The organism is Nocardioides sp. zg-1308 (genome assembly GCF_013155375.1).
Classification (GTDB): domain Bacteria; phylum Actinomycetota; class Actinomycetes; order Propionibacteriales; family Nocardioidaceae; genus Nocardioides; species Nocardioides renjunii.
Window position 1 is genome coordinate 1855417 of sequence record NZ_JABJQY010000002.1, and the last position, 26310, is coordinate 1881726.

The window sequence follows — 26310 nt, forward strand, 5'->3', positions numbered from 1 at the left end:
GCGGTGGGAGACACCACCGGGAACACCGGGGCCCCTCGCGCGGTTGCACCGGAGGTGCCCGCGTCCGGGCACTCCCAGGACGGGCGGACACAGGAGGCAGCGTGGGCGAGCGGGTGGCGATGATCAGCCTGCACACCTCTCCCCTGGACCAGCCGGGCACCGGTGACGCCGGGGGGATGAACGTCTACGTGATCGAGCTCTCCAAGCGGCTGGCCGCCCAGGGCATCGACGTCGACGTCTTCACCCGCGCCACGTCCTCGGCGCTGCCGCAGGTCGTCGAGGCCGCCGACGGGGTGCTGGTGCGCCACGTCGCCGCCGGGCCCTTCGAGGGCCTCACCAAGGGCGAGCTGCCGGGCCAGCTGTGCACCTTCGCCCGCGAGGTGCTGCGAGCCGAGGCGATGCAGCCGCTCGGGCACTACGACGCCGTGCACTCCCACTACTGGCTCTCCGGCCAGGTCGGGGCGCTGGCCCGCGACCGGTGGAACGTGCCGCTCGTGCACTCCATGCACACCATGGCCAAGGTCAAGAACGAGGCGCTCGCCGCCGGCGACACCCCCGAGCCGCTGTCGCGCGTCATCGGCGAGGAGCAGGTGGTGGAGGCCGCCGACCTGCTGGTCGCCAACACCGACACCGAGGCGCGCCAGCTGGTCGACCTCTACGAGGCGAGCCCGGACGCGGTCGAGGTGATCCACCCCGGGGTGGACCTGTCGGTCTTCGCCCCCCGCGGGCGCGCCGAGGCCCGCCGTGAGCTGGGCCTTCCCGAGGACGCCGTCGTGCTGCTGTTCGCGGGCCGCATCCAGCCGCTCAAGGCGCCCGACGTGCTGCTCCGCGCCGTGGCGGTGCTGCTCGACGAGGACCCGTCGCTGCGGGGGCGCCTCGTCGTACCCGTGGTGGGCGGCCCCTCCGGCTCCGGGCTCGAGCACCCCACCTCCCTTGCCGACCTGGCCGCCGACCTCGGCATCAGCGACGTGGTCCGCTTCGTCCCGCCGGTCACGCAGGCCGAGCTGGCCGTGTGGTCCTCGGCGGCCACCGCGGTGGCGGTGCCGTCCTACAACGAGTCCTTCGGCCTGGTGGCCGTCGAGGCGCAGGCGACCGGTACGCCGGTGGTCGCGGCCGCGGTCGGTGGCCTCACCACCGTGGTGCGGGACGGCGTCAGCGGCCTGCTGGTCGCCACCCACGAGCCCCGCGACTGGGCGGCCAGCCTCCGCCGCCTCGTCGACGACCCGGCGCTCGTGGAGCGGCTCGGACGCGGTGCCGTGGCGCACGCCCAGGAGTTCTCGTGGGAGCACACCGCCGCCCTGACGCTGAAGGCCTACGAGCGCGCCGCCGGCCGGATGCGTGCTGAGATGGCCTCATGAGCGCCGTCGAGACGATCCGCGCCTACCTCGCCGACAACGAGATCGAGCACGAGGAGACGAGTCGCGAGGGCGTCCCCGGCGCCCGCTTCTCGCTGACCCTGCCGGGCGAGAAGAAGCTGCAGACCCCCGTGCGCCTCGACGTCGGCCCGCACGCGCTCGGCGTGCACGCCTTCGTGTGCCGCAACCCCGACGAGAACCACGCGCGCGTCCACCGCTGGCTGCTCGAGCGCAACCTGCGGATGTACGCCGTCTCCTTCGCCGTCGACCGCCACGGCGACATCTACCTCGAGGCCCGGCTGCCGCTGGCCGCGGTCAGCGCCGACGAGCTCGACCGGATCCTCGGCTCGGTGCTCGCGAACGCCGACGAGTCCTTCAACGCCATCCTCGAGCTCGGCTTCGCCTCCTCGATCCGCAAGGAGTGGGAGTGGCGGACCTCCCGCGGGGAGTCGACCCGCAACCTCGAGGCGTTCCGCGGCTGGCTCGAGGCCCAGCCGTGACCTCCCAGCCGTGAGGACCGGCGCCCGGATCCCCTAGGCCCCGGCGCGGGGCTTGCGCCGGGTCATCAGCACGCCGACGATCGCGAGCGCCCCGCCGACGAACGTCAGGGACGGCGGCACCTCGTCGATCGTCAGCCAGGCGATCAGCGTCGCGATGCCGGGCACCAGGAACGTGGTGAGCGACAGCGCGCCCGCGTCGGTGTGGGTGAGGGCGTAGGCCCAGGTCGTGAACGCGACCGCGGTCGGCAGGACGCCGAGGTAGACGATCCACCACAGCTCGGCACCGCCGTCGGCGACGATGCCCGGCAGGTCGCCCGAGAAGGGCAGGCAGACCACCGCGCCCATGAGGAACGACACGAACACCACCTGCACCGAGGGGAGCCGGCGCAGCAGCACCTTCTGCGTCAGCACGCCGACGGCGTACATCGCCGCCGCGAGCAGCACGAGCAGCACGCCCAGCACGCTCGCACCGGCCTCGGTGGAGGACCCACGGGCGATGACCGCGACGCCAGCGAAGCCGACGACCATGCCGGCGAGCAGCCAGCCGTGGAGACGCTCCCCGAACAGCGGCACCGCGAGCAGCGCGACGATGACGGGGCCGATCTGGATGATCATCGCCGCCGTGCCGGCATCGACGTGCCGCTCACCCGCGTTGAGCGCCAGGTTGTAGACGCCGAACCAGCCGATCCCGCCGACGGCGAGCAGCGTCCACTCGCGCCGCGTCGGACGGACCCAGCCGTGGCGCAGGACCAGCGGCAGGACGACGAGCGCGGCCACGAGCAGCCGGCCGGAGCCGAGCGCGCCCGGGCTGACGTCGTGGGCGACGTGGCGGATCACCACGAACGCCGAGGCCCACATCACGAGCGTGACGCCACCGGCCGCGACGGGGAGCCAGGCGGGCGGTGCCCCGGTCTCGCCGGGTGCGCCGGTGGGGGACTGCGTCGTGGTTGTCACGAGTCAAGGCTAGGTACGGTCATGACCGGGCGCCAGCGGTTTTCGGACGCCGAACGCCGACATCCCGCCGTGCCTCAGAGGTCGAGCTTGTAGCCCAGCCCGCGCACGGTGACGAGGTACTTCGGCTCGCCCGGGTCGGGCTCGAGCTTGGCGCGCAGCCGCTTGACGTGGACGTCGAGGGTCTTGGTGTCGCCAACGTAGTCGGAGCCCCAGACCCGGTCGATCAGCTGGCCGCGGGTCAGCACCCGCCCCGGGTTGCGCAGGAACATCTCCAGCAGCTCGAACTCCTTGAGCGGCAGCCGCTGCTCGGAGCCGTCCACCGTCACCACGTGCCGCTCGACGTCCATCCGCACCGGCCCGGCCTCGAGGGTGTCGGGCATGAGGTCCGGCTCGTGCCCGCGCCGCAGCACGGCCCGGATGCGCGCCACGAGCTCGCGGGGGGAGTAGGGCTTGGTGACGTAGTCGTCGGCGCCGAGCTCGAGCCCGACCACCTTGTCCACCTCGTCGTCCTTGGCGCTGACCATGATGACCGGGACCGAGGAGGTCTGGCGGATCTGGCGGCACACCTCCGTGCCCGGGATGCCGGGGAGCATCAGGTCGAGGAGCACGATGTCGGGCCCGAAGCGATCGAACTCCGTGAGGGCTGTGTTGCCGTCGGCGGCGATGGCCACCTCGTAGCCCTCCTTGCGGAGCATGTAGGCGAGCGCGTCGCTGTAGCTCTCTTCGTCCTCGACGACGAGTACCCGTGTCACGGGCGTACCTCCTGCTGGTTCCTGCGTGGGGTGGACGTGGTGGCGGGCCGTGCCGGCACGACGAGCTCGACGGGCGTGCGCCCGGAGCCCTGGTCGGTCTCGGCGTTGCGGGGGAGCGTCAACGTGAACGTCGAGCCCTGGCCCTGCACGGACCACACCGAGATGTCGCCGCCGTGGGTCGCCGCGACGTGCTTGACGATGGCCAGCCCGAGGCCGGTGCCGCCGGTGGAGCGGTGCCGGGCGGGGTCGACGCGGTAGAACCGCTCGAAGATCCGGTCGATGTCCTCGGCGGGGATGCCGATGCCCTGGTCGACCACGCTGATCTGGATCTGCTCGCCCTCGGAGCGGGTGGTGACCACCACGCGCGAGCCGCTGTTGGAGTAGGCGACGGCGTTGGCGACCAGGTTGCTGATGGCGGCGCCGATCTGCTCCTGCGAGCCGAAGACCTCCAGGCCGTGCTGGCCGCGCGACTCGACGGTGATCTGCTTGGCGGCGGCCTCCATCGCGCTGGTGTCGACGGCGGTGGCGACGGCGGCGTCGAGGTCGACCATGACCGGCGTCTCGAACGGGTCGTGGCCCTGCAGCCGGGACAGCTCGATGATCTGCTGCACGAGCTTGGAGAGCCGGTCGCTCTCCTTGAGCATCCGGTTGGCGAAGCGCTGCACCGCCTCCGGGTCGTCGGCGGCGTCGGTGACCGCCTCGGCCAGCAGCCGGATGGCGCCGACGGGGGTCTTGAGCTCGTGGCTGACGTTGGCCACGAAGTCGCGGCGCACCGCCTCGACGCGCCTCTCGCGGGTGCGGTCCTCGACCAGGGCCAGCACGAGCCGGGCGCCCAGGGGCGCCACGCGCGCGGTCAGCGTGCGGTCGATGCCGCCGGCGGCCGCGGGCATCTCGAGCTCGCTCTCGCGGATCTGACCGTCGCGGCGCACCTGCGCGACGACGTCGAGCAGCTCGGGGACCACGACCGTGCTGCCGCGCACCAGCCCGAAGGCGTACGCCGGCGCCGAGGCCTTGAGGACCTGGTCGGACGCGTCGACCACGATCGCGCTCGAGCGCAGGATGCTGAGCACGGCGGCCACGCCGGCCTGCACGACCGGCTCCTCCGCGGCGGGCAGCGTGTGGCGCTGGCGCTCGCTGATGTGCCAGGCGAGGACCGCACCGCCGGCGACGATGGCCCCGACGATCGCGGCCAGACCAGCCTGCATCGTCGGGTCCACGCCCACCATCGTACGCAACCGGCACGACCGTCCAGACGGGTTGGACACCGGGCGCCGACTGTTCACGCGCCGTTCATCGGGCACGTACGTGTGTTCGCTTCGGCTCCCTAGGGTGGCGGCATGCGTGAGGCCTTCCATGACCAGCTCGACGGCATCTTCGCCGACCTCTCCGAGATCTGCGGGCAGGTCGAGGTCGCGGTGCGCGAGGCGACCAAGGCCCTGATGACCGGCGACATCCACACCGCCGACCAGGTCATCAGCGGCGACAAGGCGATCGACGCCGCCCGCGAGCGCGTCGACGACACCGCGTTCGCCCTGCTGTCGCTGCAGCAGCCCGTCGCCGGCGACCTCCGGATGATCGTGTCCGCGCTGCGCATGGTGAGCGAGCTCGAGCGGATGGGCGACCTGTCGGTGCACGTCGCGAAGATCGCTCGGCTGCGCGTCCCCGCCGTCGCGGTGCCGGACGAGCTGCGACCCACCATGGAGCGGATGGCCGAGACGGCCGAGGACATGGTGCGTCGCGTGCGCGGCATCATCGTCGACCGCGACGTCGAGGCCGCCATCGAGCTCGGCCGCGACGACGAGGTCATGGACCAGCTGCGCCGCCGCAGCTTCACCGAGCTGCTCTCCACCGACTGGCAGCACGGCGTCGAGGCCGCGGTCGACATCGCCCTGCTCGGCCGCTACTACGAGCGCATCGCCGACCACTCGGTGTCGGTCGCGAACCGGGTGGTCTTCGTGGTCACCGGGGACCTGCCGCCCCGCGACTGAGCCGGGGGCCCAGCGGCCCCGGCTCAGCTGCCCGGACTCAGCGGCCCTGGTTGGCGACCGCGGCCGCGGCTGCTGCCGCCGCCTCGGGGTCGAGGTACTCGCCGCGGGCGACCGTCGGGCGCAGGTCCTCGTCGAGGCGGTAGACCAGCGGCATGCCGGTGGGGATGTTGAGCCCGGCGATCTCCTCGTCGCTGATCTTGTCGAGGTGCTTGACCAGGGCGCGCAGGCTGTTGCCGTGGGCCGCGACCAGGACGGTCTTGCCGCTCTGCAGGTCGGGCACGATCTCGGCGTCCCACCACGGCAGGAACCGGGCGATGACGTCCTTGAGGCACTCGGTGCGCGGGAGCTCGTCGCCGAGGTCGGCGTAGCGCGGGTCGCCGGCCTGGGAGTACTCGTCGGCGTCGTCGAGCGGCGGCGGCGGGACGTCGAAGGAGCGACGCCAGAGCATGAACTGCTCCTCGCCGTACTCCTCGAGCGTCTGCTTCTTGTCCTTGCCCTGCAGGGCGCCGTAGTGGCGCTCGTTGAGGCGCCAGCTGCGCTTCACCGGGATCCAGTGGCGGTCGGCGGCGTCGAGCGCCAGCGCGGCCGTGTTGATCGCGCGGCGCTGCAGCGAGGTGTGCACGACGTCGGGGGTGAGCCCGGCCTCGCGGATGAGCTGGCCGCCGCGCACCGCCTCGGCCCGGCCCTTCTCGGTGAGCGCGACGTCGACCCAGCCGGTGAAGAGGTTCTTGGCGTTCCACTCGCTCTCGCCGTGGCGGAGCAGGACCAACGTGTGCGTCATGAGACGTCCAGACCTTCCCAGTAGCCGCTGTCGTCGGGCATCACGGGGACCTTCATGGTGACGGTCTCGCCGTTGCCGAACTCGATCGCCAGCGGGACGAAGTCGCCGGCGGTGAACTCGCCGGTCAGCACGATGCCCACCGGGGGCTCCGCGAGGTTGACGAAGCCGCCGGCCGGGATGGCCACCGGCTCGAACTCGGCTGCAGTGATCGACTCGCCCTCGTCGCCCCCGACGCCGGTGAAGCTCTGCTCCTCGGTGTCGTCGTTGTTGGAGAACGAGGCGACGAAGGTGCCCGAGCCCTCCTGGCCCGAGACGACCACCGCTCCGAGGACGTCGACGAGCGCCTGGCGGTTGTCCGCCGCGCTGTTGACGGTGTACTCCCGGTCGGTGGCGTAGTCGAAGCCACAGGAGGACAGCGGAGCGGCGAGCGCAAGAACCGCAGCGGCGGTCGCGATGAGTCGTTGCTGCATGGCGCACAGCCTAGCGTCGGCTCAGGTCAGTCCGACGGTGCGCCCTGCGATGAGGATGCCGAGGACGACGAGGGTGGTCCACACGCTCGCCACGAGCAGCAGCCGCGGCGTCCCCGTGCGCAGCGCGAGCAGCATCGGGAGCGACCGCTCTGCCTCCTCGTGGTCGTCCACCAGGCCCGGCAGCGCCAGCAGCACGTGGACGCCCAGGCCGAGGGCCGCGGCGAGGGCGACCACCGCCGCGGTGGGCGGCGTCGTGACGCCGACGCCGTTCCAGCCGCCGTACGCCAGGAAGGCGGGGTAGAGCGCGAAGCTCGCCGTCCACGGGACGAAGGACAGCGGCCGTGCGTGCAGCAGGCGGTCGCCGATCGCCGAGAGCGCCAGGAGGGCCAGGTACGCCGTCGCCGCCCGGCGGCCGTGGGCCACCGCGAGCGGGACGACGAGCAGGACCCCGCAGGCGATCGCGAACCAGACGGTCCCGGCCTCCAGCGCACCGGAGGTGAGCGGCTTGTCGGGACGCCGACGGGCGTCGCGACCCCGGTCGGTTAGGTCGTCGGCCCAGCCCAGGACCGACTGTCCGACCAGCACCGTCGCAAGCACGAGCGCGACCTCGCGCAGCGGCCTCCCGGCGACGGCGGCCGCGGCCGCGAGGGCCGTCGCGGTGCCGACGGCCTGGCGCGGGTGGGCGGCTCGGAGGAGGGCCAGCGCCGGGGTCGTCGCCATGGTCCGAAGTATGGCCGAGCACCTTCCTGCGGCCGGCCCGCGGTCGGGCAGGACCACAGAGACCCGCGTTCTGTCAAGCCCGGAAGTGCCCTCTGACCTGCGCAAACGCGTTCGGAGGAGATTCGAACCCGTGTTAGAATGGTCACCTAGGAAGGGGAACTGAACATATGACTTTCACCGTTGGCGAAACGGTCGTCTATCCCAATCACGGGGCCGCTGTCATCGAGGACATCGAGATGCGGACGATCAAGGGAGAGGACCGGCAGTACCTCGTCCTGAGGATTGTCGCCCAGCAGGACCTGGTGGTCCGAGTGCCGGCCTGCAACCTCGACCTCGTCGGTGTCCGCGACGTCGTCGACAAGGAGGGCCTCGACCGCGTGTTCGACGTCCTGCGTGCCGCCCACGTCGAGGAGCCGACCAACTGGTCGCGCCGCTACAAGGCCAACCTGGAGAAGCTCCACTCCGGCGACGTCATGAAGGTGTCGGAGGTCGTGCGCGACCTGTGGCGCCGCGAGCGCGACCGCGGTCTGTCGGCCGGCGAGAAGCGGATGCTGGCCAAGGCGCGCCAAATCCTGGTCTCCGAGCTGGCCCTGGCGGAGAAGACCAACGAGGACAAGGCCGAGGCCATGCTCGACGAGGTGCTCGCCTCCTGAGCAGCAACGACACCGACCGAGGCCCCTGGGACGAGATCCCCAGGGGCCTCGGTCTCGTTCTGGACGAGGACCGCGGCTCGCTGCCCTTCGCGCTGCTGCAGGGCGAGGCGCTGGTGGCGTGCGCCGCGTGGGCGCTCGGGGAGTCCGGGGTCGACCTCGTCGACGCCTCGGTCACCTGGCCGGAGCTCACGGAGGCCGGTCTCGACCTCGTGCTGCACGACTCGCTCTGCCCGATGACGCCGCCGGGCTTCATCGCCGACTGCCTGGAGCAGGCCCGGGAGACCGGGCGGCCGGTGGTCGGCACCCGGCCGGTCACCGACACCGTCAAGGCGGTGGCGGACGGCGTGGTGGGCGAGACCCTCGACCGCGAGGAGCTGCTCGCCGTCGCCTCACCGCTCGTCATCCCCGCGGTCGTCCTGGCGGCGCTGGCCCGCCGGCCCGCGTCCGACCTCGCGCAGGCGGTCGCCGACCTCGCCGCCGACGGTCACCGCGTCGAGACGCGGCAGGCCCCGCCGCAGGGGCGTCGCGTGGCCTCGCTCGAGGACGTCCGGCTCCTGGAGGCCCTCACGACCGCCCAGGGCCGCGACCGGGGCTGATCCCGGCCGCGAGCGCCACGTCCTCGGGGAAAGTGACCTTGAGGTTGAGCGCGCTGCTCGGGACCGCGGCGACGTCGAGCCCGCGGTAGGCCGCGACGCACCCCGCGGTGTCGGTCGCCTCGAACCCGTCGGCCTCCGCAGCGGCGTACGCCGCCAGCACCTCGCCGGCCCGGAAGGCCTGCGGCGTCTGCACGGCGCCCACGGCCCCGTCGACCACGGAGAGGTCGGCGTGCAGCAGGGCGCGCACCGGGGCCACCGGGATGGCGCCACCCACCTCGCGCGCGGCGTCCAGCACCCGCTCCCACAGCACCACGCCCGCCAGGGGCCGGGCACCGTCGTGGATCGCGACGACGTCCACCTCGCCCGACTCGATGTCCGGGGCCAGCACCCGCAGGGCGGCCCACTCCGAGGCGTGGCGGGTGGCGCCGCCGTCGACCAGCACCACCTCGCGCTCTCCGAGGTGCGGCGCGACCGCGTCGGCCACCGCCGCGCGGTCCTCGGGACGCACCACGAGCACGAGCCGGCGTACGTCCGGCAGCGCGAGCGCGTCGCGCACCGACCACACGAGGACGGGGGCGCCGAGCAGGGGGAGGAGCACCTTGTTGACCTCGGCGCCCACCCGGCTGCCGGAGCCCGCGGCGAGGATGACGACCGCGGTCGACATCAGCCGGTGACCAGGGCCGTGGCGATCGCGGCGACTCCCTCGCCGCGTCCGGTGAGGCCGAGGCCGTCGGTGGTGGTCGCCGAGACGGTGACGGGGGCGCCGACGGCGGCGGACAGCGTGGCGGCGGCCTCCTCACGGCGAGGGCCGAGCCGCGGCACGTTGCCGATCACCTGCACGGCGACATTGCCGATCTCCCAGCCCGCCGCCCGCACGCGGCGCGCGGTCTCGGCCAGCAGGGTCGCGCCCGACGCCCCGGCCCACTCGGGCTCCGAGGTGCCGAAGTTGCTGCCGAGGTCGCCGATCCCAGCGGCGGAGAACAGCGCGTCGCAGGCCGCGTGGGCCGCGACGTCCGCGTCGGAGTGGCCCTCGAGCCCGGCCGGCTCGTCGGGCCAGGCGAGGCCCGCGAGGTGCATCGGGACGCCGGGGACCAGCCGGTGCACGTCGGTGCCGATGCCGATCCGCGCGCCGGCGAGGGGGGTGGTCACGTCGGCATCATGCCCGACGCCCCGTCACAATGGTCGGGTGACCACTCGCCGACCGCCCTGGGTGCTGGCCGGAGTCCTTGCCGGGCTCGCCGGGCTGGCGACCAGTTACGCGACCGCGATGGTGCTCACCATCCGCGAGTCCCCGGTGGTGGCCGTGGCCGAGCAGGTCATCCGGCTCGCCCCCGACGCGGTGACCGAGGGCGCCATCTCGCTCCTCGGCACGCTCGACAAGCCCGCGCTGGTCATCGGGATCCTCCTCCTGCTCCTCGCCTGCTTCGCCGGCGCCGGCACCCTGGCCAGTCGGGGCTGGTGGCAGCCGGTGCTGGTCTGGGTCGCGCTCGGCGCTGTCGGCCTGGCCGCCGTCATGGGGCAGCGCGGCTCCGCCCCCATCGACGCGGCCCCGGTCGTGGTCGGGCTGCTCACCTGGGTCACGGTCCACTCCGCCCTCACCGACGCACTGCTGCGGGCGCGGCGCCGACCGGAGCTCGAGTCGCGCGAGCGCCGCGTGTTCCTCATGGTGGCGGGCGCGATCTCGGTCGCCTCGCTCGGCATCGCCGTCGCCGGCCGCTTCGTCGGCGCCGGCCGTCGCCACGTCGAGGTGAGCCGCCGCCTGCTCCGCATCCCCGGCGTCACCCGGCGGCAGGCGCCGCCGGCGACCTCCCTCGGCCTGCCCGGCGTCGCGCCGTGGCAGACGCCCAACGAGGACTTCTACCGGATCGACACCACCATCGCGCTGCCTGCCATCGAGCCCGAGGACTGGTCGCTGCGCATCCACGGCATGGTCGAGCGGGAGCTGACCCTGACCTACTCCGAGCTGGTCGCGCGCACCGTCACGGAGTCCTGGATCACGCTCAATTGCGTGAGCAACGAGGTGGGCGGCGACCTGGTCGGCAACGCGCGCTGGAGCGGCGTACGCATCGCGGACCTGCTCGCCGACCTCGGCGTCTCCGCCGACGCCGACTGCGTCCTGCAGACCTCGCACGACGGCTGGACGTGTGCGACCCCGCTGGAGGCGCTCACCGACGAGCGCGACGCCATGCTCGCCGTGGCGATGAACGGGCGGCCGCTGCCGATCGAGCACGGCTTCCCGGTCCGCACGATCGTCCCGGGGCTCTACGGCTACGTCTCGGCCACGAAGTGGGTGGTCGACCTCGAGGTCAGCACCTTCGCCGACTCGGTCGGCTACTGGACGACCCGTGGCTGGTCCGCCGAGGGACCGGTCAAGATCGCCTCCCGCATCGACGTCCCCCGCTCCGGTGACGAGGTCCCGGCCGGTGAGGTCACCTTCGGCGGCGTCGCCTGGCACCAGCAGACGGGGATCGAGGCGGTCGAGGTCCAGGTCGACGGCGGCGCGTGGGGCCGCGCCGAGCTCGGTCAGGTGCCCTCGGTCGACACCTGGGTCCAGTGGGCCCTCACGGTCGACGTGCCCGAGGGGGACCACGAGGTCCGGGTGCGCGCCGTCGGCAAGGACGGCGCCACGCAGACGAGCGTGCTGCGCTCGCCCGACCCGGACGGCTCGACCGGGCTGCACACCATCGAGATCAGCGCGTCGGCGTGAGGCCCGCGGGGCCGCTCAGCCGTTGCGGATGACGTACGCCGTCCCGCCGGAGGCGGCGATCCAGATCCGCTCGAGCTCCGCGCGGTCGTAGACGCGCCGCACCTCGCCGTTGGTGGCCCCGGCCGGGTCGTTGACGACGACGTCGCCGTCGGCCTCGAAGCCGACGATGACGAGCAGGTGGCCGTTGCTCGAGGAGATCGGCGCGCCGGTGAGCTGGTTGCGGCCGAAGGCGACGGACACGACGAGCGGCACCCCGGCGGCGATGTGGTCCTCGGCCTCGCGCAGGTCGCGCATCCGCGTGACGTAGGAGTCGCCGCCGACGAGCGTGGCGGCGTAGGCGGTGTTGAAGGCCCAGTTGCCCGTGCCGTCGTAGCCGTGGTCGTAGACCATCTTCGCCGTGTGGTCGACCACCGGGTCGGCGTGCCCGGCGGCGACGCCGGTCGGGGTGGGGGAGATGCCGTAGTGGGCGAGGACCATGGCGGTCGAGGCCGCGGAGCACCAGGCCTCGCCGCCACCGCCCCACTGCGGGTAGTGCCCGCTGTGCACCATCTGGGAGTACGTCGGCACGTCGAGGACGGTGCCGACGCCCGGCCCGGGGGTCGAGGTCGGGCGCGGAGCCGAGGCGTCGGCGGAGGCGACGGCCCCCACGCGCTCCAGGCTGACGGCCAGGCTCGAGCCCTTCGGTCGCATCAGCGTCACCCGGACCTGCCACGCGCTGACCGTGCTCGTGGCGTACCAGGTGTCGACGCTGACCCGGCCGAGGTCGTCGGCCTGGCCCGAGTAGGTGGTGCGCGGCACGGGGCGGTTGGTCCGGGCCCAGTCGGCGAGGGTGTCCCAGCTGCCGGTGCGACCGTCGGCGCCGCGTCCGCGCACCTCGATGCGCACCAGGCTGCGACCGGGGGTCGTCGCCTCCCAGCTCGGGACCAGGGCCGTCGCGTCGAAGCCGGGCGCGGCCCACGGCGAGGTCCAGGTGCCCGCCTCGTAGGCCTTGCCGGCCACCGTCCGGGGGGCGGGGGCGAGCAGGGAGACCTGTCCGCGCCCGAGCTTGAGGCCCGCCCGCCTGCCGGCCTTGAGGTCGGCGTAGCTGCTCCAGGAGGTCAGCTGGACCTGCGGGACCGCCCGGCGGCCGGGGTCGGCGGTCGCGGCGCCCACGGGAGGCGCGAGCAGGCCGCCCAGCAGGAGGGGGGCGAGGGCGAGGGCGGCGCGGCGTCGGAGCACCGCCCGACGATAACCCGACTCGTCCCACCGGTCACAGGAGTCACAGGATTCGCCGAAGGGGTGGATCCTCCCGCGCGCCCTAGACTTGGTGGGTGACCCTGAGGCTCCACGACACCGCCACGCGCGAGACGCGCGACTTCGCACCCCTCGTCCCGGGCAGGGCCGGGATCTACGTGTGCGGCCTCACTGTGCAGTCCGAGCCGCACGTCGGCCACGTGCGCTCGGCGGTCAACTTCGACGTGCTGCGGCGCTGGCTGGCCGCGAGCGGCTACGAGGTCGACTTCATCCGCAACGTCACCGACATCGACGACAAGATCCTGGCCAGGTCCGAGCAGCAGGGCGTGCACTGGTACGCCCTCGCGTCCGCGATGAAGCGCGAGCTCGACACCGCCCTCGCCGCCATCAACGTGCTCCCGCCGACCTACGAGCCCGGCGCCACCGGTCACGTGCCGGAGATCGTCGAGCTGATCGAGGAGCTCGTCGCGCGGGGCCACGCCTACGCCGCCGAGGACGGCAGCGGCGACGTCTACTTCGACGTCCGCAGCTGGCCCACCTACGGCGAGCTCACCCGCCAGCGGCTCGAGGACATGGAGCCGGCCGGCGACGCCGACCCCCGCGGCAAGCGCGACCCGCGTGACTTCGCCCTGTGGAAGGGCTGGAAGACCGGGTCGGAGCCGCAGACGGCGTCCTGGCCCTCGCCGTGGGGCCGCGGTCGGCCCGGGTGGCACATCGAGTGCTCCGCCATGGCCGGCAAGTACCTCGGCCCCGCCTTCGACATCCACGGCGGCGGCGTCGACCTGCGCTTCCCGCACCACGAGAACGAGCAGGCGCAGTCCCGCGCCGCGGGCCGCGAGTTCGCGTCCTACTGGCTGCACAACGCCTGGATCACCACCGCCGGCGAGAAGATGAGCAAGTCGCTCGGCAACTCCCTGCTCATCCCGTCCGTGCTCGAGCGGGTGCGGGGCATCGAGCTGCGCTACTACATGGTCGCGGCGCACTACCGCTCCCACGTCGAGTTCTCCTTCGAGGCGCTCGACGAGGCAGCCAAGGGGTTCCGCCGCATCGAGGACTTCCTCGACCGTGCGGCGCCCGTGGTCGGCAGCTGGTTCGCGGCGCTGCCGGACGCGTTCGTCGAGGCGATGGACGACGACCTGGGCACGCCCGCCGCGGTCGCGGTGATCCACGATTCCGTCCGCGAGGGCAACCGGCTCCTGGCCGACGGGCCCTCCGAGGCGCTGTCGCTGCGCTTCGGCGAGGTGCTGGCGATGCTCGACGTGCTGGGGCTCAACCCGGCCGACGCGGCCTGGGCGACCGGCGGCTCCGACGACCGGCTGACCGAGGTCGTCGACGCGCTCGTGCGGGGACTGCTCGCCGAGCGGGCGGCGGCGCGCGAGGCCAAGGACTGGGCGCGCGCCGACGCCATCCGAGACCAGATCAAGGCGGCCGGCGTCGAGGTGGAGGACACCCCGACCGGCCCGAAGTGGAGCGTGTGACGTGCCAGGCAACTCGAAGCGCAAGGGCGCCATCAAGAAGACCGGCAAGGGCAACCCCACCGCCGGCTCCGGCGGCCGTGTCCGGCGCGGGCTCGAGGGCAAGGGCCCGACGCCCAAGGCCAAGGACCGGCCCTACCACCAGGCGCACAAGGCCGCCAAGCGTGCCGAGCGCGACAAGACGACCCGGCCCAAGCGGCGTACGACGTCCGACGCCGAGTGGGCGGCCGGCCGCAACTCGGTGGTGGAGCTCCTCCAGGGCGGCGTCCCGGTCGCCGCGCTCTACGTCGCCGAGGGTGCCGAGCGCGACAACCGGCTGCGCGAGGCGTTCAAGCTCGCCGCCGAGCAGGGCGTCCGGCTGCTCGAGGTCACCCGCAACGAGATGGACCGGATGACCAACGGCGCCGTGCACCAGGGCCTCGCCGCCCGGCTGCCGGCCTACGAGTACGCCCACGCCGACGACCTGCTCGACCGGGCCGACGAGCTCAAGGAGCCGGCCCTCGTCGTGGCGCTCGACCAGGTCACCGACCCCCGCAACCTCGGCGCCGTCATCCGGTCCGCCGCTGGTTTCGGCGCACACGGGGTGCTGATCCCCGAGCGCCGCGCGGCGGGCATGACCGCGTCGGCGTGGAAGACCAGCGCCGGCGCCGCGGCCCGGCTGCCGGTCGCCCAGACCGTCAACCTGACCCGCCAGCTCAAGGCCTACCAGGAGGCCGGCTGCATGGTCGTCGGCCTGGCTGCCGACGGCGACCTCTCGCTGCCCGAGCTCGTCGCGCCGGGCGGCCTCGCCGAGGGCCCGCTCGTCGTGGTCGTCGGCTCGGAGGGCAAGGGCCTCAGCCGGCTGGTCGCCGAGACGTGCGACCAGATCGTCTCCATCCCGATGGCCGCCCAGCTCGAGTCCCTCAACGCCGGCGTCGCCGCCTCGGTCGCCCTCTACGCCATCTCCCAGGCCCGCCTGGCATGACGTCAGCCGGATGAGCCTGCCCCGCCGCGTGCTGGTCGGGGTGCTGCTGGCGTGCCTGGCCGTCGCCCTCGGCGTCACCGTGGCGGTCTCGCTGTTCCTCACCAGCAGCCGGACGGTGGTGCTCGTCGGCCACGACACCGTCGTACGCCCGACGCTGGCCGACGACGCGGTGGTGCAGACGGGCCCGCTGCTGCCCGACCTCCGGATCCGCGACGTCGGTCCGGTCGGGGTGACCCTGGCGCTCGGCAAGACCGAGGTCGGCTCGGTCGAGGAGCTCGTCGAGCGCTACGCCCTCATCGCGGGCGACCCCACGGCGCCCGTCGAGAAGGTGCAGGACGTCGTGGTCGACATGGCGGTCTCCGCCGCGCTCCGGGGTCTTGCCGTGGGGCTGGTCCCGGTCGCGGTCTACCTGCTGCTCGGGCGGCACCGGCGCGGCGAGCTGTTCCGCGGCATCCGGTCGCGCCAGGGCATCGTCGCGCTCGTGCTCCTGCTCGTCCTGCCGGTGCTGGTGTGGCAGCCGTGGGAGGCGGACGAGGAGACCCAGGAGGAGCAGGGCGCCTGGCAGACCCTGGCCGAGCTCGCCGGCCCCGACGTGGTCCTCCCCGAGGAGGTGCGCGACGTCGAGGTGCGGGTCGGTCCGGTCACCACGCAGAGCAAGCGGCTCGTGCTGAGCGCGATCGACACCTACGACCGCAGCAAGGAGTTCTACTCCGCCGCCGCAGAGGGGGCGGCCGACCTCGACGTGCGTGAGCCCGAGGAGGGGGAGACGGTGGCCCTGGTCGTCAGCGACCGGCACGACAACATCGGCATGGACCGCGTCGCGCGCGCCATCGGCGAGGCCGCCGGGGCGAGCGTCGTGCTCGACGCGGGTGACGACACCTCCACCGGCCAGCCGTGGGAGGCGTTCAGCCTCGACTCGCTCTCGGCCACGTTCGACGACTGGGACCGCTACGCCGTCGCCGGCAACCACGACAACGGCCCCTTCGTCAGCACCTACCTCGCCGACCAGGGCTGGACGATGCTCGACGGCGAGGTCGTCGACGCCCCGTGGGGCGGCACCCTCCTCGGGGTCGACGACCCCCGCAGCAGCGGGCTGGGCAGCTGGCGCGACGAGACCGGGCTGAGCTTCGACGAGGTCGGCGAGCGCCTCGCCGACGCGGCCTGCTCCGCGGTCGAGGACGGCGAGCGCGTGAGCACCGTGCTCGTCCACGACGCCAACCTGGGCCGCGAGGCCCTCCGCCGCGGCTGCGTCGACCTCGTGCTCGGCGGGCACACCCACGTGCAGGCGGGCCCGGACGCCGTCGAGGGCGAGGACGGCGCCACCGGCTGGACCTGGACCAACGGCACGACCGGCGGGGCGGCGTACGCCATCGCCATCGGCAGCAAGCCGCGGCGCGACGCCGACGTCAGCCTCGTGACGTACGCCGACGGTCGGCCGGCCGGCCTCCAGTGGGTGCGCCTGCGCACCGACGGGTCGTGGCTGGTCGGCGACTGGAGCCCGGTCACTCCTCTCCCGTGATGACCTCGTCGGGCTTCGCGGTGAGGTAGCGGTCGATGTAGTCGCGGGCCGTCTCGTGGATGCCGACCTCGTGCCCGGCCTGCTCGGAGAGGTACCACCGGTGCTCGAGGATCTCGTGGAAGACCTCCGCCGGCTCCAGCTTGCCGGTCGCGTCCGGGGGGATCATCGCCATGATCGGCTCGAAGATCTCGTGCATCCACCGGCTGGCCACCAGGTGCCGGTCCTCGCGGCCGAGGTCGTGGTGCGCGGTGAAGGAGGCGAGGTCGTTGAGCAGCCGCCGGGCCTGGTTGTCCTCGACCGTCATGCCGGTGAGCGCCTGGATCTCGCGGGTGTGGTGGCCGAGGTCGACGACCTTCGGCTGGATCCGGATGGTCTCGCCGCCGAGGTCGGTGACGATGTCGAGCTCGTCGACGTCGAAGCCGAGGTCGTTGAGCCGCTCGACGCGGCGCTCGATGCGCCACATCTCCTCGGCGCGGAACTCCTCGAGGTCGGTCAGCTCGCTCCAGAGCGCCTCGTAGCGCTCGCGCAGGTGGCTGATGATGGCGAAGCCGTCGATCGGGCGCTGGACCGCGCCGCTCGCGCTGAGGTCCATCAGCTCGGCGAAGATGTTCTCGCAGCCCACCGTGATGTCGTACTCCCGCATCCGGTCGCTCACCGCGTCGTGCAGCTCGCCGGTCTCGGCGTCGACGAGGTAGGCGGCGAACTCGCCGGCGTTGCGGCGGAAGAGCACGTTGGACAGCGAGACGTCGCCCCAGTAGAAGCCGGCGAGGTGCAGGCGCACCAGCAGCACGACGATCGCGTCGATGAGGGTCGGCACGTGCTCGGCGGTCATCCCGCGGCTGAAGAGGCTGCGGTAGGGCAGCGAGAACTGCAGGTGGCGGGTGATCAGCGCGGCGGGCAGCTCGTCGCCGTCGCGGCCCTCGCGTCCGGTGACGACGCCCTGCGGCGTGACCGCCGGGAGCCCGAGCCGCTGCAGGTCGCGCAGCATGCGGTACTCGCGGAAGGCGATGTCGTCGTTGGTCTCCTTGACCGCGTAGACGCGCTCGCCGAGGCGCACGATGCGGACCACGTGGCGCGAGAGTCCCCGCGGGAGCGGGACCACGACGTCGTCGGGCCACTCCTCCAGGCAGGTGTCCCAGGGCAGCCCGAGGATCGCCGGGTCGGGCCGGCTGGCGACGATCCGCATGGCCATGGGGCGACGCTACTCCTCGTCGAGGACCCAGACGTCGAACCGCGGGCCGTCGGTCGCGGGGACCTCGATGCCGGAGCCTGTGCTCGTTCCGTCGGCGGCCGCGAGGTCGCTGCCGCCCGGCTCGGAGCCGAAGACGTGGCGGGCCGCCCCCAGCGGGAGGGTGAAGCCTCCGCCGGCGGCCCGGCGCGCGACGACGAGGACGGACTCGTCCGGGTGCTCGCGCACGTAGGCGATGGTGTCGGCCTCCACGTGCGCCCACCGCAGGCCACCGCGCCGCAGGGCCGGGTGCTCTCGCCGCAGCGTGGCCAGGTCGGCGTACGTCGTCAGGGTGCGGGTGTCCCACTCGTCCCGGCGGTGCCACGGCATGGTGCGCCGGGCGTCCTCGCCGTTGACGCCCTCGAGGCCGATCTCGTCGCCGGCGAAGATCATCGGCACGCCCGGCATCGTGAACTGCAGGCCGGCCGCGACGCGGTGCACCGCGCAGTCGCCGCCCACCACGGTGCGGATCCGGGCGGAGTCGTGCGAGCCGAGGATGTTCCAGCTCGACGAGGTGGCGCGCCAGCCGAGGGTGCCCTGCCAGGAGCGGAAGGTGTCGACGACCGCGCCGCCGTCGCGCCGGGGCACCGGCAGTGGCCGGCCGAACGCGCGAGCGGGGGAGGCCGGGTCGCGCAGCCACGACCACACCGGCCACGAGAAGCCGGAGTAGTTCATCGTGCCGTGCCAGCCGTCCCCGTCGACGTCGCCGGTGGCGTCGTGGTTGTGCTCGCCGATGACCCACGGGTCGTCGCGCAGCTCGGCGGCGGTCGCGCGCACGGCCCGGGCGACCTCGTGGGCGACGTCGATGTCGCCCAGCCGGCCGGTCATGTTGGCCACGTCGATGCGCCAGCCGTCGACGTCGTACGGCGGGCGCAGCCACCGCCCGACCACCGAGTGCGGGCCCTCGACCATCGCGTGCCGGACGTCGAGGTTGGCGTGGTTGATCTTGGGCAGCGTGCCGTGGCCCATCCAGCAGGCGTAGGTGCCGTCCTCGTCGAAGTAGTAGAAGGACCGGTGCGGGTCCTCCGGGTCGTCCGCGGCGGCCAGGAACCACTCGTGGGTGTCGCCGGTGTGGTTGGTGGTGAGGTCGCCGAGGATGCGCCAGCCCCGCTCGTGCACCGCGGTGCTGAGCCGGGCGTACGCCTCGTCCCCGCCGAGCAGCGGGTCGACCTGGGTGAACGTGGTCGCGTTGTAGCGGTGGTTGCTCTCGCCCGGGAAGACGGGCGTCGTGTAGACGATGTCGGCGCCCACGGCCGCCACGTGGTCGAGGTGCTCGGTGATGCCGTCCAGGTCGCCGCCGAACAGCTGCATCGGCGTGCGCGGGTCGCTGCCCTCGAAGACCACCTCGTCGTCCCACTCGGCGGGGAGCGCCCAGTCCGGGGCCTCGCGCTCGTCGGCCGCCGCCGAGCGGGCGAAGCGGTCGGGGAAGACCTGGTAGACGACGCCGTCGCGACCCCAGTCGGGGGCCGGCGGGAAGGCGGCGACCCGGAAGTCGGTCGCGTCCGGGACGTCGTGGCCGACGATCCCCGAGCCGGTGAGCCACTCCTGCTCGCCCTCCGTCGCGCCCTCGCCGTCCGGCGCCGGGCGCACCAGGAGGAAGCGGTAGTGGGTGACCGGGTTGTGCACCGGCAGCTGCGCCTCCCACCACACCACGTCGCCCGCCGCCGTCGCGGTCGTGGGGTGGAAGACCGGCTCGGCGTCGTACGTCGTGCGCAGCCAGATCTCCTCGACCGGGTCCTGGACGGTGGTCCGCACGCGGACGGTGACGGTCTGCCCCAGCGTGGGCGCCTCGTGCGAGACGTGCAGCGGGGAGCCGTCGTGGTGGGGGAGGTGGAGGAGGCTCACGGGCGCGATTGTTCCTCACCTAGGATGGCCGCCGCGCCCGCGGGCGCACGCCGGTGTAGCTCAGTTGGTAGAGCGCATTACTTGTAATAATGATGTCGCGGGTTCGATTCCTGTCACCGGCTCCATCTCGTGATGAACCGTCAGCGGACCTGCTCGACCTCGAACTCGCAGGCCGGGGACGCGATCGCGTCCTGCGCGGCGATCAGCCGCAGCTCGCGCTCCCCGGAGTCGAGGGTCTCCTTGAGCACCGCGAAGACCGAGGAGGCGGTGCGGGCGAGGGCGTCCGCGGCCGAGCCGGTCGTCCTGAGGTGCGCGGTGAAGAGCGCGGCGGTGATGTCGCCGGAGCCGTTGGCCTTCATGGGCAGCCGCGGCGTCGTGACCAGCCAGGCGCCGTCCCCGGTCACGGCGAGCATCTCGATGACGTCCTCGGCCGCGCCGGCGCGGTCCACGGAGGTGACCAGCACCGTCGAGGGCCCGAGGCCGCGCACCTCGTCGACCGCGGACAGGACGTCGTCGAGCGTCGACGGGCCGCTGAGCGCGTCGCGATCGGTGATGAAGCCGAGCTCGAACTGGTTGGGCGTCAGCACGTCGGCGACGGGGATGATCGTCGAGCGGTACTTCGGCGGGATGGCCGGGTTGACGAAGCACCCCGAGGTCGCGTTGCCCATCACCGGGTCGCAGGTGTACGTCGCCGCGGGGTTGGCGGCCTTGACCTGGGCCACCGCGTCGACGATCACGTCGGCGATCTCCGGCGAGCCCTGGTAGCCCGAGAGCACCGCGTCGCAGGATGCGAACGCACCGCGCTCGCCGATGCCGGTGATCACCGCGGCGACGTCCTCGGCCGCGATCAGCGGGCCGCGCCACGCGCCGTAGCCGGTGTGGTTGGAGAAGTTCACGGTCAGGACCGGCCACACCTCGTGGCCGAGGCGCTGGAGCGGGAACACGGCTGCGGAGTTGCCGACGTGGCCGTAGGCGACGTGGGACTGGATGGAGAGGACGCGCACCCCCCGAGACTAGTTCAGGTCTCGATGCACGCCGTCACGACCTCGTGCCTCGGTCGTGGGCGCACTCGACCTCGCCTGACCGCGGGCCGCCTCGTGCCTCGCCGCCCCGTCAGGCGACCTGCAGCGACCGCTTCGAGAGCCCCATCCAGTAGCCGTCGATGACCTGCGTCGCCGGCTCGTCGGCCGCGGTCGCTGCACCGAGCGTGACGAAGAGCGGCGTGTAGTGCTCGACGGTCGGGTGGGCGTAGGGCATGCCCGGCGCCTTCGCGCGGTAGTCCGACAGGGTGTCGACGTCCCCCCGCGCCAGCGCCTCCGCGGCCCACAGGTCGAAGTCCTGCGACCAGCCGGGAGCCGCGGCGTCGATGCTCCAGTCGGTGAGGAACGGCAGGCCGTGGGTCAGGAAGCCGGAGCCGACGATGAGCACGCCCTCCTCGCGGAGCGGCCGCAGCCGCTCGCCCAGCTTCATCAGCCGGTGGGGGTCGTCAGTGGGCAGCGACATCTGCAGGACCGGGATGTCGGCGTCGGGATACATGATCTTCAGCGGCACCCACGCCCCGTGGTCGAGGCCGCGGGAGACGTGCTGGTGCACCGGCTCGGTGCTCGGCATCATGGCCGCGACGCGTCGGGCCAGCGCCGTCGCGTCCGGGGTCTCGTAGGTCATCTCGTAGTACTTCGGCGCGAAGCCGCCGAAGTCGTAGACGAGGGGTGCGCCGCTCGCGGAGAGGCTGACCGGAGCGGACTCCCAGTGCGCCGAGACGATGAGGACCGCCGTGGGGCGGGGCAGGTCCTGCGCCCAGGCGGCGAGCTGCCCGGACCAGATCGGGTCGTCGAGCAGCGGCGGCGCGCCGTGGCCGATGTAGAGGGCAGGCATGGGGGTCGTCATGACAGACTCAATAGTACGGGATTCAATTATATTCCGGAAGGCCCCAGTCGACCGGCTCGGCGCCCTGCTCCTCGAGCAGCCGGTTGACCCGGCTGAACGGCTTGGACCCGAAGAACCCGCGGCGCGCGCTCAGCGGCGACGGGTGCGCCGACTCCACCCACGGGATGTCGCCGAGGAGCGGCTTGAGCGACTGTGCCTGCCGGCCCAAGAGGATGGCCGCGCACGGACCGCCGCGCTCGGCGAGGGCGGTGATCGCCCGCTCCGTGATGGCCTCCCAGCCCTTGCCCTGGTGGCTGTTGGAGTCACCCGGGCGCACGGTCAGCGACCGGTTGAGCAGCATCACGCCCTGGTCCGCCCACGCCGACAGGTCGCCGTGGCGGGGCGGCACGATGCCGAGGTCGTCGCGCAGCTCGACGTAGATGTTGACCAGGCTGGGCGGCAGCGGCCACACGTGCCGCTCGACGGCGAAGCTCAGGCCGATCGGGTGGCTCGGGTTGGGGTAGGGGTCCTGGCCCACGACGAGGACGCGTACGTCAGCGAGCGGGCGCCGGAACGCCCGGAAGACCAGGTCGCCGGCAGGTTGGTAGCCGCGGCCGGCCGCCACCTCCTCGCGCAGGAAGCGGCCCATCGCCGCGATGCGGTCGTCCACCGGGGCCAGCGCCTCCGCCCAGTCGGCGGCGACGAGGTCCTTCTCGACGAGCCCGGCGAGCGCGCTCACGAGCGGCGCACCGGTCGCTGGAGCCGGTCGAGGAAGGCGACGAGCAAGGCCTCTCGCATGGGCGGCGAGGCGACGTCGAGCATCGCGTTGACCGCGGCCATCCTCGTCGGCAGCTCGAGCCCGCCGTCGGCCGCCGTGCCGACCAGGCCGGATGCCGCCAGCAGGCCGTCGAAGTCGTCGTCGTCCAACGTCGTCGGGTCGAGCGCCTCGATGAAGGCCACCACGTCGGCGTCCACCGCGACCGGTCCGGCGGCCTGCGCCGCGGCGAGCGACTCCGTGAGCGCCGTCGCGAACTCCTCGACGAGCGCGAGCGTGCCCGCGCTCACCGAGAGGTGGATGCTCGCTCCGTCGGCGCCGTGCGACAGCTGCGGCTGGACGTACCAGCCACGGTCGACGAGCTCGTCGGTCAGGGTGAACGGGTCGCACGAGGCATCGGTCGCCATCGCGACCAGCGTCGAGTCGGGCGGGACCACGAGGCGCAGCGCCGGCTCCCGCTCGATGCGCTCGACGATGGCGTCGACCGCGGCGAGCGCCCGCTCGGCGAGCTCGAGGTAGCCGGCGTCGCCGATGTGCTCGACGACCGCCCAGGTCCCGGCGACCGGCCCTCCCGAGCGGGTGGACTGCGTCGTCGCGTTCAGCATCGTGTAGCCCGGCCAGGCCGCCGACGCGAAGAACTGCGGCCGGCGCAGGCCCGCGTCGCGGTGGAGCAGCAGGGAGGTGCCCTTGGGCGCGTAGGCGTACTTGTGGGTGTCCACCGAGATCGACGTGACGCCCTCGACGGCGAAGGTCCACGGCGGTACCGCGCGGCCGAGCCGGGCGGCGTAGGGCAGCACCCACCCGCCGATGCAGGCGTCGACGTGGCAGCGGATCCCGCGGGCGGCCGCGGCGGCCGCGACGGCGGTGACCGGGTCCACCACCCCGTGGGCGTACGACGGTGCGCTGGCGACGACCAGGACGGTGTCGTCGTCCATCGCCTCGGCCATCGCAACGGGGTCGGCGCGGAACTCGGGACCGACCGGCACCAGCACCGCCTCGACGCCGAAGTAGTGCGCGGCCTTGTGGAACGCGGCGTGCGCGGTCGAGGGCAGCACCATCCGGGGGCGTACGACGTCGGGCCTGCTGTCGCGCGCACCCTGCACCGCCAGCAGGATCGACTCCGTGCCGCCGGAGGTGACCGTCCCGACCGCCGTGCCCGGGGCGTCGAGGAGGCCGCACGCGAACCCGACCAGCTCGTTCTCCATCTGCAGCAGCGACGGGAACGCGGTCGGGTCGAGGGCGTTGGAGGCGGCGTAGGCGGCCACGGCCTCGCGTGCGACCCGGTCGACCTCGGGCTCGCCGGAGTCGTAGACGTAGGCCAGCGTGCGTCCGCCGTGGACGGGCAGGTCGGCGCCCTGCAGGGCCCGGAGGCGCTCGAGGGGGTCAGCCGTGCCGGAGGTCATGGGGGGCTCCTTCCGCTGCCGCCACCTCGGCGGCGTCGAGGGTGTACTGCCGCAGCCACCACAGGCTCAGCAGGGTCAGCGCCGCGGGCAGCACGGAGAACCCGAGCGTGATCGCGGTCAGGGCCGAGCCGGGCTGGGTGATCTCCCGGCCCTCGCTCGAGAGGTAGCCGCCCAGTGCCAGCACGACGGCGAAGACGGCCGGTCCGAGGGCCAGGCCGAGGGTCTCGCCCGCCGTCCAGACGCCCGTGTAGACGCCCGCGCGGTTCTCGCCCGTCCGTGCCGAGTCGACCGCCGCCGCGTCGGGCAGCATCGCCATCGGGAAGACCTGGCAGCCGGCGTAGCCGACGCCGACCAGGGCGGTCGCGGCGAAGACGACCGCCGGCGGCGCGATCCGCGCGGTGACCGCGAGCACGGCTCCCGCGGCCAGCACGAGCGAGGCGAGGACGTAGCCGCGCCGCTTGCCGATCCGCGTGCCGACCGCGGTCCACACGGGCGTCAGCAGCAGGGCCGGGCCGACGAAGCAGACGAACAGGACGGTGGCCGCTCCCGAGCTCTCCAGCACGTCACCTGCGAGGTAGTCGACCGCCGCCAGCATGCAGCCGGTCGCCAGCGCCTGGAGGACGAAGGTGGTGAGCAGGACCCTGAAGTCGCGCGCCTGCCCGACGATCCGCAGCTGCTCGCGCAGCGACCCCGCTCCGGCGGCGACGGCGCCGACCGGCGCCCGGCGGGTGCCCCACCAGGCGCTCACCACCCCGACCGCGATCAGGACCGACATCACCACGCCCATGACGCGGTAGCCGTCGCGGCCGCCGACCGCGTCGCGGATCACCGGTGCCGTCGCGCCGGCCAGCATGATGGTGAACGCGAGGATCGCCACCCGCCACGTCATCAGCCGCGTGCGCTCGTCGTAGGACGCGGTGATCTCCGCGGGCATCGCGACGTAGGGGACCTGGAAGAACGCGTACGCCGACGCCGCGAGCACGAAGAACACCAGCACCCAGCCCGCCTCGAGCAGCGAGCTCCCGAGGTCGGGCGCCGCGAAGATGAGCGCGAAGGCGCCCGCCAGCATCAGCCCGGCGCGGATCAGCCAGGGCCGGCGCGGTCCTGCCGGGTCGATGGTCCGGTCGCTGACCCGCCCCGCGACCGGGTTGAGGACGACGTCCCAGGCCTTGGGGAGGAAGACGATCACCCCGGCCCACAGCGCGGCGATGCCGAGCTCGTCGGTGAGGTAGGGGAGCAGCATCAGCCCGGGCACGGTGCCGAAGGCGCCGGTGGCGACTGACCCGCTGCCGTAGCCGATCCGGACGCCACGGGACAGCCGCGAGGTGTCCAGGGTGCTCGTCACCGCTGGCCCAGTGACCGGGAGCCCGCCGAGCCGTAGCGGCGCGACGGGTTGGCGCCGATCGTGCGCGGGCCGGTCGGGTCCGGGCCGGCCGACCACTGCTCCACCCACTCGTCGATCGTCGTCCACGTCGTGCCGCGTGCCGCGCGCCCGGTGAGCATGCCGAGGTGGCCGCCGGGGACGATCTCGAAGCGCACCTCGCGCGACCCGCTGAGCAGCGGCACCACCGGGCGTACGGCGGGCAGCGGCGCGATGCCGTCGGTGTTGCCGGCGAGCACGAGCACCGGCACCTCGATCGCGGCCAGGTCGACGGTGCGCCCGCCGATCTCCGTGCTGCCGCCCACGAGCGCGTCGCCCTCGAGGAAGCGGTGGTAGAGCTGGCCGAAGCTGCGGCCGCGGTAGGCGGTCGTGTTGGACATGAACCGGGTCACCGCCTCCACCTGCGCGAGGTAGTCCGTGTCGTCGAGGTGGGTCAGCACCGCCAGCGGCTTGGCGACCACCTGCTGCGCCGACGCCGCGGTGAAGGCCCAGCCGACCAGCGACGTCGGCACGCCGCCCAGCGCCCGGTAGGCACGGGTGACGGGGCCCCGGCCCTGGGTGAGGTCGAGCAGCGGGCGCACCGGGGCGACCAGGGGGACCTTCGTGACGTCGACCGGTGATCCGACGACGGTGAGCGAGGCGACCGGGAGGTCCTGGGCGTCGGCGGCGGTGAGCAGGGCGAAGAGACCGCCGAGGCTCCACCCGACGAGGTGCACGCCGCGGCCGCCGGAGTGCTCGTGGACCGCCCGGACGGCCTGCGGGAGGACCTCGTCGACCCAGTGCTCCCTGCCGACGATCCGGTCCTCGAGGGGCACCCGCCCGTAGTCGACGAGGTAGGTCGGACGGCCCCCTCCGACCAGGTGCTCCACCAGCGAGCAGCCCCGGCGCAGGTCGTAGCACAGGGCCGGCGCGGCGAGCGGCGCCACCAGCAGGACCGGGTCGCCGGTCTGCGGGACCTCGCGGGCGGGCAGGTAGTGGTAGACCTCGCGCAGCTCCCCGTCGTCGATCAGCGTCCGCGGCATCGGGCGGAGGTCGGCCAGCCCGCCGTGGAGCACGGTGTGCGCCACGTTCCCGGCCGCCGACACCACCTGTCCGGGCGTGGGGATGAGGTCCATGCGAGAAACTTACGGCCCGGGTGCATCCAG

Annotated in this window: 26 protein-coding genes and 1 tRNA gene; 10 read left to right on the plus strand and 17 right to left on the minus strand. The window is 73.4% G+C overall.

The window, feature by feature from the left end; all coding sequences use genetic code 11:
• The first annotated feature begins 101 nt into the window (after positions 1 to 101).
• Positions 102 to 1358: a D-inositol-3-phosphate glycosyltransferase gene (gene mshA, locus HN031_RS10660; RefSeq protein WP_367650730.1), complete on the plus strand. Its 1257-nt coding sequence runs from the start codon at positions 102 to 104 to the stop codon at positions 1356 to 1358.
• Entirely contained in the window at positions 1355 to 1855 is a 501-nt protein-coding gene (locus HN031_RS10665) for a YbjN domain-containing protein (protein WP_172269698.1), read from the plus strand. Before mshA ends, HN031_RS10665 begins: the two co-directional genes overlap by 4 nt.
• Positions 1856 to 1888: 33 nt before the next feature.
• Here HN031_RS10665 and HN031_RS10670 read toward each other — a convergent pair whose 3' ends face one another.
• The 3 genes from HN031_RS10670 to HN031_RS10680 all read right to left on the minus strand — a co-directional run bounded on the left by HN031_RS10670 (position 1889) and on the right by HN031_RS10680 (position 4778).
• Positions 1889 to 2809 carry a DMT family transporter gene (locus tag HN031_RS10670; RefSeq protein WP_322424956.1) on the minus strand — a complete coding sequence of 307 codons (921 nt, stop codon included), beginning with the start codon at positions 2807 to 2809 and terminating at the stop codon, positions 1889 to 1891.
• Between the two features lie 74 nt (positions 2810 to 2883).
• Positions 2884 to 3561 (minus strand): response regulator transcription factor, encoded by a 678-nt coding sequence (locus tag HN031_RS10675; protein WP_172269700.1) that lies wholly within the window; start codon positions 3559 to 3561, stop codon positions 2884 to 2886.
• On the minus strand, positions 3558 to 4778 hold the full coding sequence (locus tag HN031_RS10680; RefSeq protein WP_172269702.1) for an ATP-binding protein: 1221 nt from the start codon (positions 4776 to 4778) through the stop codon (positions 3558 to 3560). The genes HN031_RS10675 and HN031_RS10680 overlap by 4 nt, the downstream gene beginning before the upstream one ends.
• A 120-nt stretch (positions 4779 to 4898) precedes the next feature.
• Between HN031_RS10680 and phoU the strand changes: the two genes are divergently transcribed.
• On the plus strand, positions 4899 to 5549 hold the full coding sequence (gene phoU, locus HN031_RS10685; RefSeq protein WP_172269704.1) for a phosphate signaling complex protein PhoU: 651 nt from the start codon (positions 4899 to 4901) through the stop codon (positions 5547 to 5549).
• A gap of 37 nt (positions 5550 to 5586) precedes the next feature.
• On the opposite strand, the gene HN031_RS10690 is transcribed toward phoU, so the two are convergent.
• From HN031_RS10690 to HN031_RS10700, 3 genes are read right to left on the minus strand one after another with little or no spacing between them, the layout of a single operon-like run.
• Positions 5587 to 6330, minus strand: a complete 744-nt coding sequence (locus HN031_RS10690; RefSeq protein WP_172269706.1) for a phosphoglyceromutase — start codon at positions 6328 to 6330, stop codon at positions 5587 to 5589.
• Positions 6327 to 6800, minus strand: a complete 474-nt coding sequence (locus HN031_RS10695) for a hypothetical protein (protein ID WP_172269708.1) — start codon at positions 6798 to 6800, stop codon at positions 6327 to 6329. The genes HN031_RS10690 and HN031_RS10695 overlap by 4 nt, the downstream gene beginning before the upstream one ends.
• Positions 6801 to 6821: 21 nt before the next feature.
• On the minus strand, positions 6822 to 7520 hold the full coding sequence (locus tag HN031_RS10700; RefSeq protein ID WP_172269710.1) for a UbiA family prenyltransferase: 699 nt from the start codon (positions 7518 to 7520) through the stop codon (positions 6822 to 6824).
• A 167-nt stretch (positions 7521 to 7687) separates the two neighbouring features.
• Here HN031_RS10700 and HN031_RS10705 point away from each other — a divergent pair, with 167 nt between their 5' ends.
• Positions 7688 to 8173, plus strand: coding sequence for a CarD family transcriptional regulator (locus HN031_RS10705; protein WP_056602200.1), 486 nt, complete (start codon positions 7688 to 7690; stop codon positions 8171 to 8173).
• A gap of 113 nt (positions 8174 to 8286) precedes the next feature.
• Positions 8287 to 8769 (plus strand): 2-C-methyl-D-erythritol 4-phosphate cytidylyltransferase, encoded by a 483-nt coding sequence (locus tag HN031_RS10710; protein WP_322424952.1) that lies wholly within the window; start codon positions 8287 to 8289, stop codon positions 8767 to 8769.
• Here the strand turns inward: HN031_RS10710 and HN031_RS10715 are convergent.
• Entirely contained in the window at positions 8738 to 9433 is a 696-nt protein-coding gene (locus HN031_RS10715) for a 2-C-methyl-D-erythritol 4-phosphate cytidylyltransferase (protein WP_172269712.1), read from the minus strand. The two genes, HN031_RS10710 and HN031_RS10715, sit on opposite strands and share 32 nt — an antisense overlap.
• The gene (gene ispF, locus HN031_RS10720) at positions 9433 to 9918 is read right to left on the minus strand and encodes a 2-C-methyl-D-erythritol 2,4-cyclodiphosphate synthase (protein ID WP_172269714.1); all 486 of its coding nucleotides are present in this window, start codon (positions 9916 to 9918) and stop codon (positions 9433 to 9435) included. Before ispF ends, HN031_RS10715 begins: the two co-directional genes overlap by 1 nt.
• Positions 9919 to 9955: 37 nt before the next feature.
• On the opposite strand from ispF, the gene HN031_RS10725 reads away from it, so the two are divergent.
• Positions 9956 to 11476 carry a molybdopterin-dependent oxidoreductase gene (locus HN031_RS10725; RefSeq protein ID WP_367650731.1) on the plus strand — a complete coding sequence of 507 codons (1521 nt, stop codon included), beginning with the start codon at positions 9956 to 9958 and terminating at the stop codon, positions 11474 to 11476.
• A 15-nt stretch (positions 11477 to 11491) separates the two neighbouring features.
• On the opposite strand, the gene HN031_RS22315 is transcribed toward HN031_RS10725, so the two are convergent.
• Positions 11492 to 12694, minus strand: coding sequence for a C39 family peptidase (locus HN031_RS22315; RefSeq protein WP_172269718.1), 1203 nt, complete (start codon positions 12692 to 12694; stop codon positions 11492 to 11494).
• A 92-nt stretch (positions 12695 to 12786) separates the two neighbouring features.
• On the opposite strand from HN031_RS22315, the gene cysS reads away from it, so the two are divergent.
• Genes cysS through HN031_RS10745 form a run of 3 tightly spaced genes read left to right on the plus strand, consistent with a single transcriptional unit; the run spans position 12787 to position 16667 of the window.
• Positions 12787 to 14187 (plus strand): cysteine--tRNA ligase, encoded by a 1401-nt coding sequence (gene cysS / locus HN031_RS10735; RefSeq protein ID WP_172269720.1) that lies wholly within the window; start codon positions 12787 to 12789, stop codon positions 14185 to 14187.
• A gap of 1 nt (position 14188) precedes the next feature.
• Positions 14189 to 15148 (plus strand): 23S rRNA (guanosine(2251)-2'-O)-methyltransferase RlmB, encoded by a 960-nt coding sequence (rlmB, locus tag HN031_RS10740; protein WP_172269722.1) that lies wholly within the window; start codon positions 14189 to 14191, stop codon positions 15146 to 15148.
• Between the two features lie 10 nt (positions 15149 to 15158).
• On the plus strand, positions 15159 to 16667 hold the full coding sequence (locus HN031_RS10745) for a metallophosphoesterase (protein WP_172269724.1): 1509 nt from the start codon (positions 15159 to 15161) through the stop codon (positions 16665 to 16667).
• On the opposite strand, the gene HN031_RS10750 is transcribed toward HN031_RS10745, so the two are convergent.
• Both HN031_RS10750 and HN031_RS10755 read right to left on the minus strand, forming a co-directional pair.
• A complete protein-coding gene (locus tag HN031_RS10750) occupies positions 16651 to 17859 on the minus strand; it encodes a DUF4032 domain-containing protein (RefSeq protein WP_172269726.1) in 1209 nt (402 codons plus the stop codon). The two genes, HN031_RS10745 and HN031_RS10750, sit on opposite strands and share 17 nt — an antisense overlap.
• A 9-nt stretch (positions 17860 to 17868) precedes the next feature.
• Complete coding sequence (locus HN031_RS10755) at positions 17869 to 19740, minus strand: alpha-amylase family glycosyl hydrolase (protein ID WP_172269728.1); 1872 nt, start codon at positions 19738 to 19740, stop codon at positions 17869 to 17871.
• A 49-nt stretch (positions 19741 to 19789) separates the two neighbouring features.
• On the opposite strand from HN031_RS10755, the gene HN031_RS10760 reads away from it, so the two are divergent.
• Positions 19790 to 19865, plus strand: a tRNA-Thr gene (locus tag HN031_RS10760).
• Between the two features lie 15 nt (positions 19866 to 19880).
• Here the strand turns inward: HN031_RS10760 and pdxY are convergent.
• From pdxY to HN031_RS10790, 6 genes are all read right to left on the minus strand, one after another.
• Complete coding sequence (gene pdxY, locus HN031_RS10765) at positions 19881 to 20744, minus strand: pyridoxal kinase PdxY (RefSeq protein WP_172269730.1); 864 nt, start codon at positions 20742 to 20744, stop codon at positions 19881 to 19883.
• 109 nt (positions 20745 to 20853) lie between these two features.
• Positions 20854 to 21627: a dioxygenase gene (locus HN031_RS10770; protein WP_172269732.1), complete on the minus strand. Its 774-nt coding sequence runs from the start codon at positions 21625 to 21627 to the stop codon at positions 20854 to 20856.
• Between the two features lie 22 nt (positions 21628 to 21649).
• On the minus strand, positions 21650 to 22345 hold the full coding sequence (locus HN031_RS10775; protein ID WP_172269734.1) for a uracil-DNA glycosylase: 696 nt from the start codon (positions 22343 to 22345) through the stop codon (positions 21650 to 21652).
• The gene (locus tag HN031_RS10780) at positions 22342 to 23784 is read right to left on the minus strand and encodes an aminotransferase class V-fold PLP-dependent enzyme (RefSeq protein ID WP_172269736.1); all 1443 of its coding nucleotides are present in this window, start codon (positions 23782 to 23784) and stop codon (positions 22342 to 22344) included. Before HN031_RS10780 ends, HN031_RS10775 begins: the two co-directional genes overlap by 4 nt.
• Positions 23765 to 25129, minus strand: coding sequence for an MFS transporter (locus tag HN031_RS10785; RefSeq protein WP_172269738.1), 1365 nt, complete (start codon positions 25127 to 25129; stop codon positions 23765 to 23767). Before HN031_RS10785 ends, HN031_RS10780 begins: the two co-directional genes overlap by 20 nt.
• Positions 25126 to 26280, minus strand: a complete 1155-nt coding sequence (locus HN031_RS10790) for an alpha/beta fold hydrolase (protein ID WP_172269740.1) — start codon at positions 26278 to 26280, stop codon at positions 25126 to 25128. The genes HN031_RS10785 and HN031_RS10790 overlap by 4 nt, the downstream gene beginning before the upstream one ends.
• Positions 26281 to 26310 lie beyond the last annotated feature (30 nt).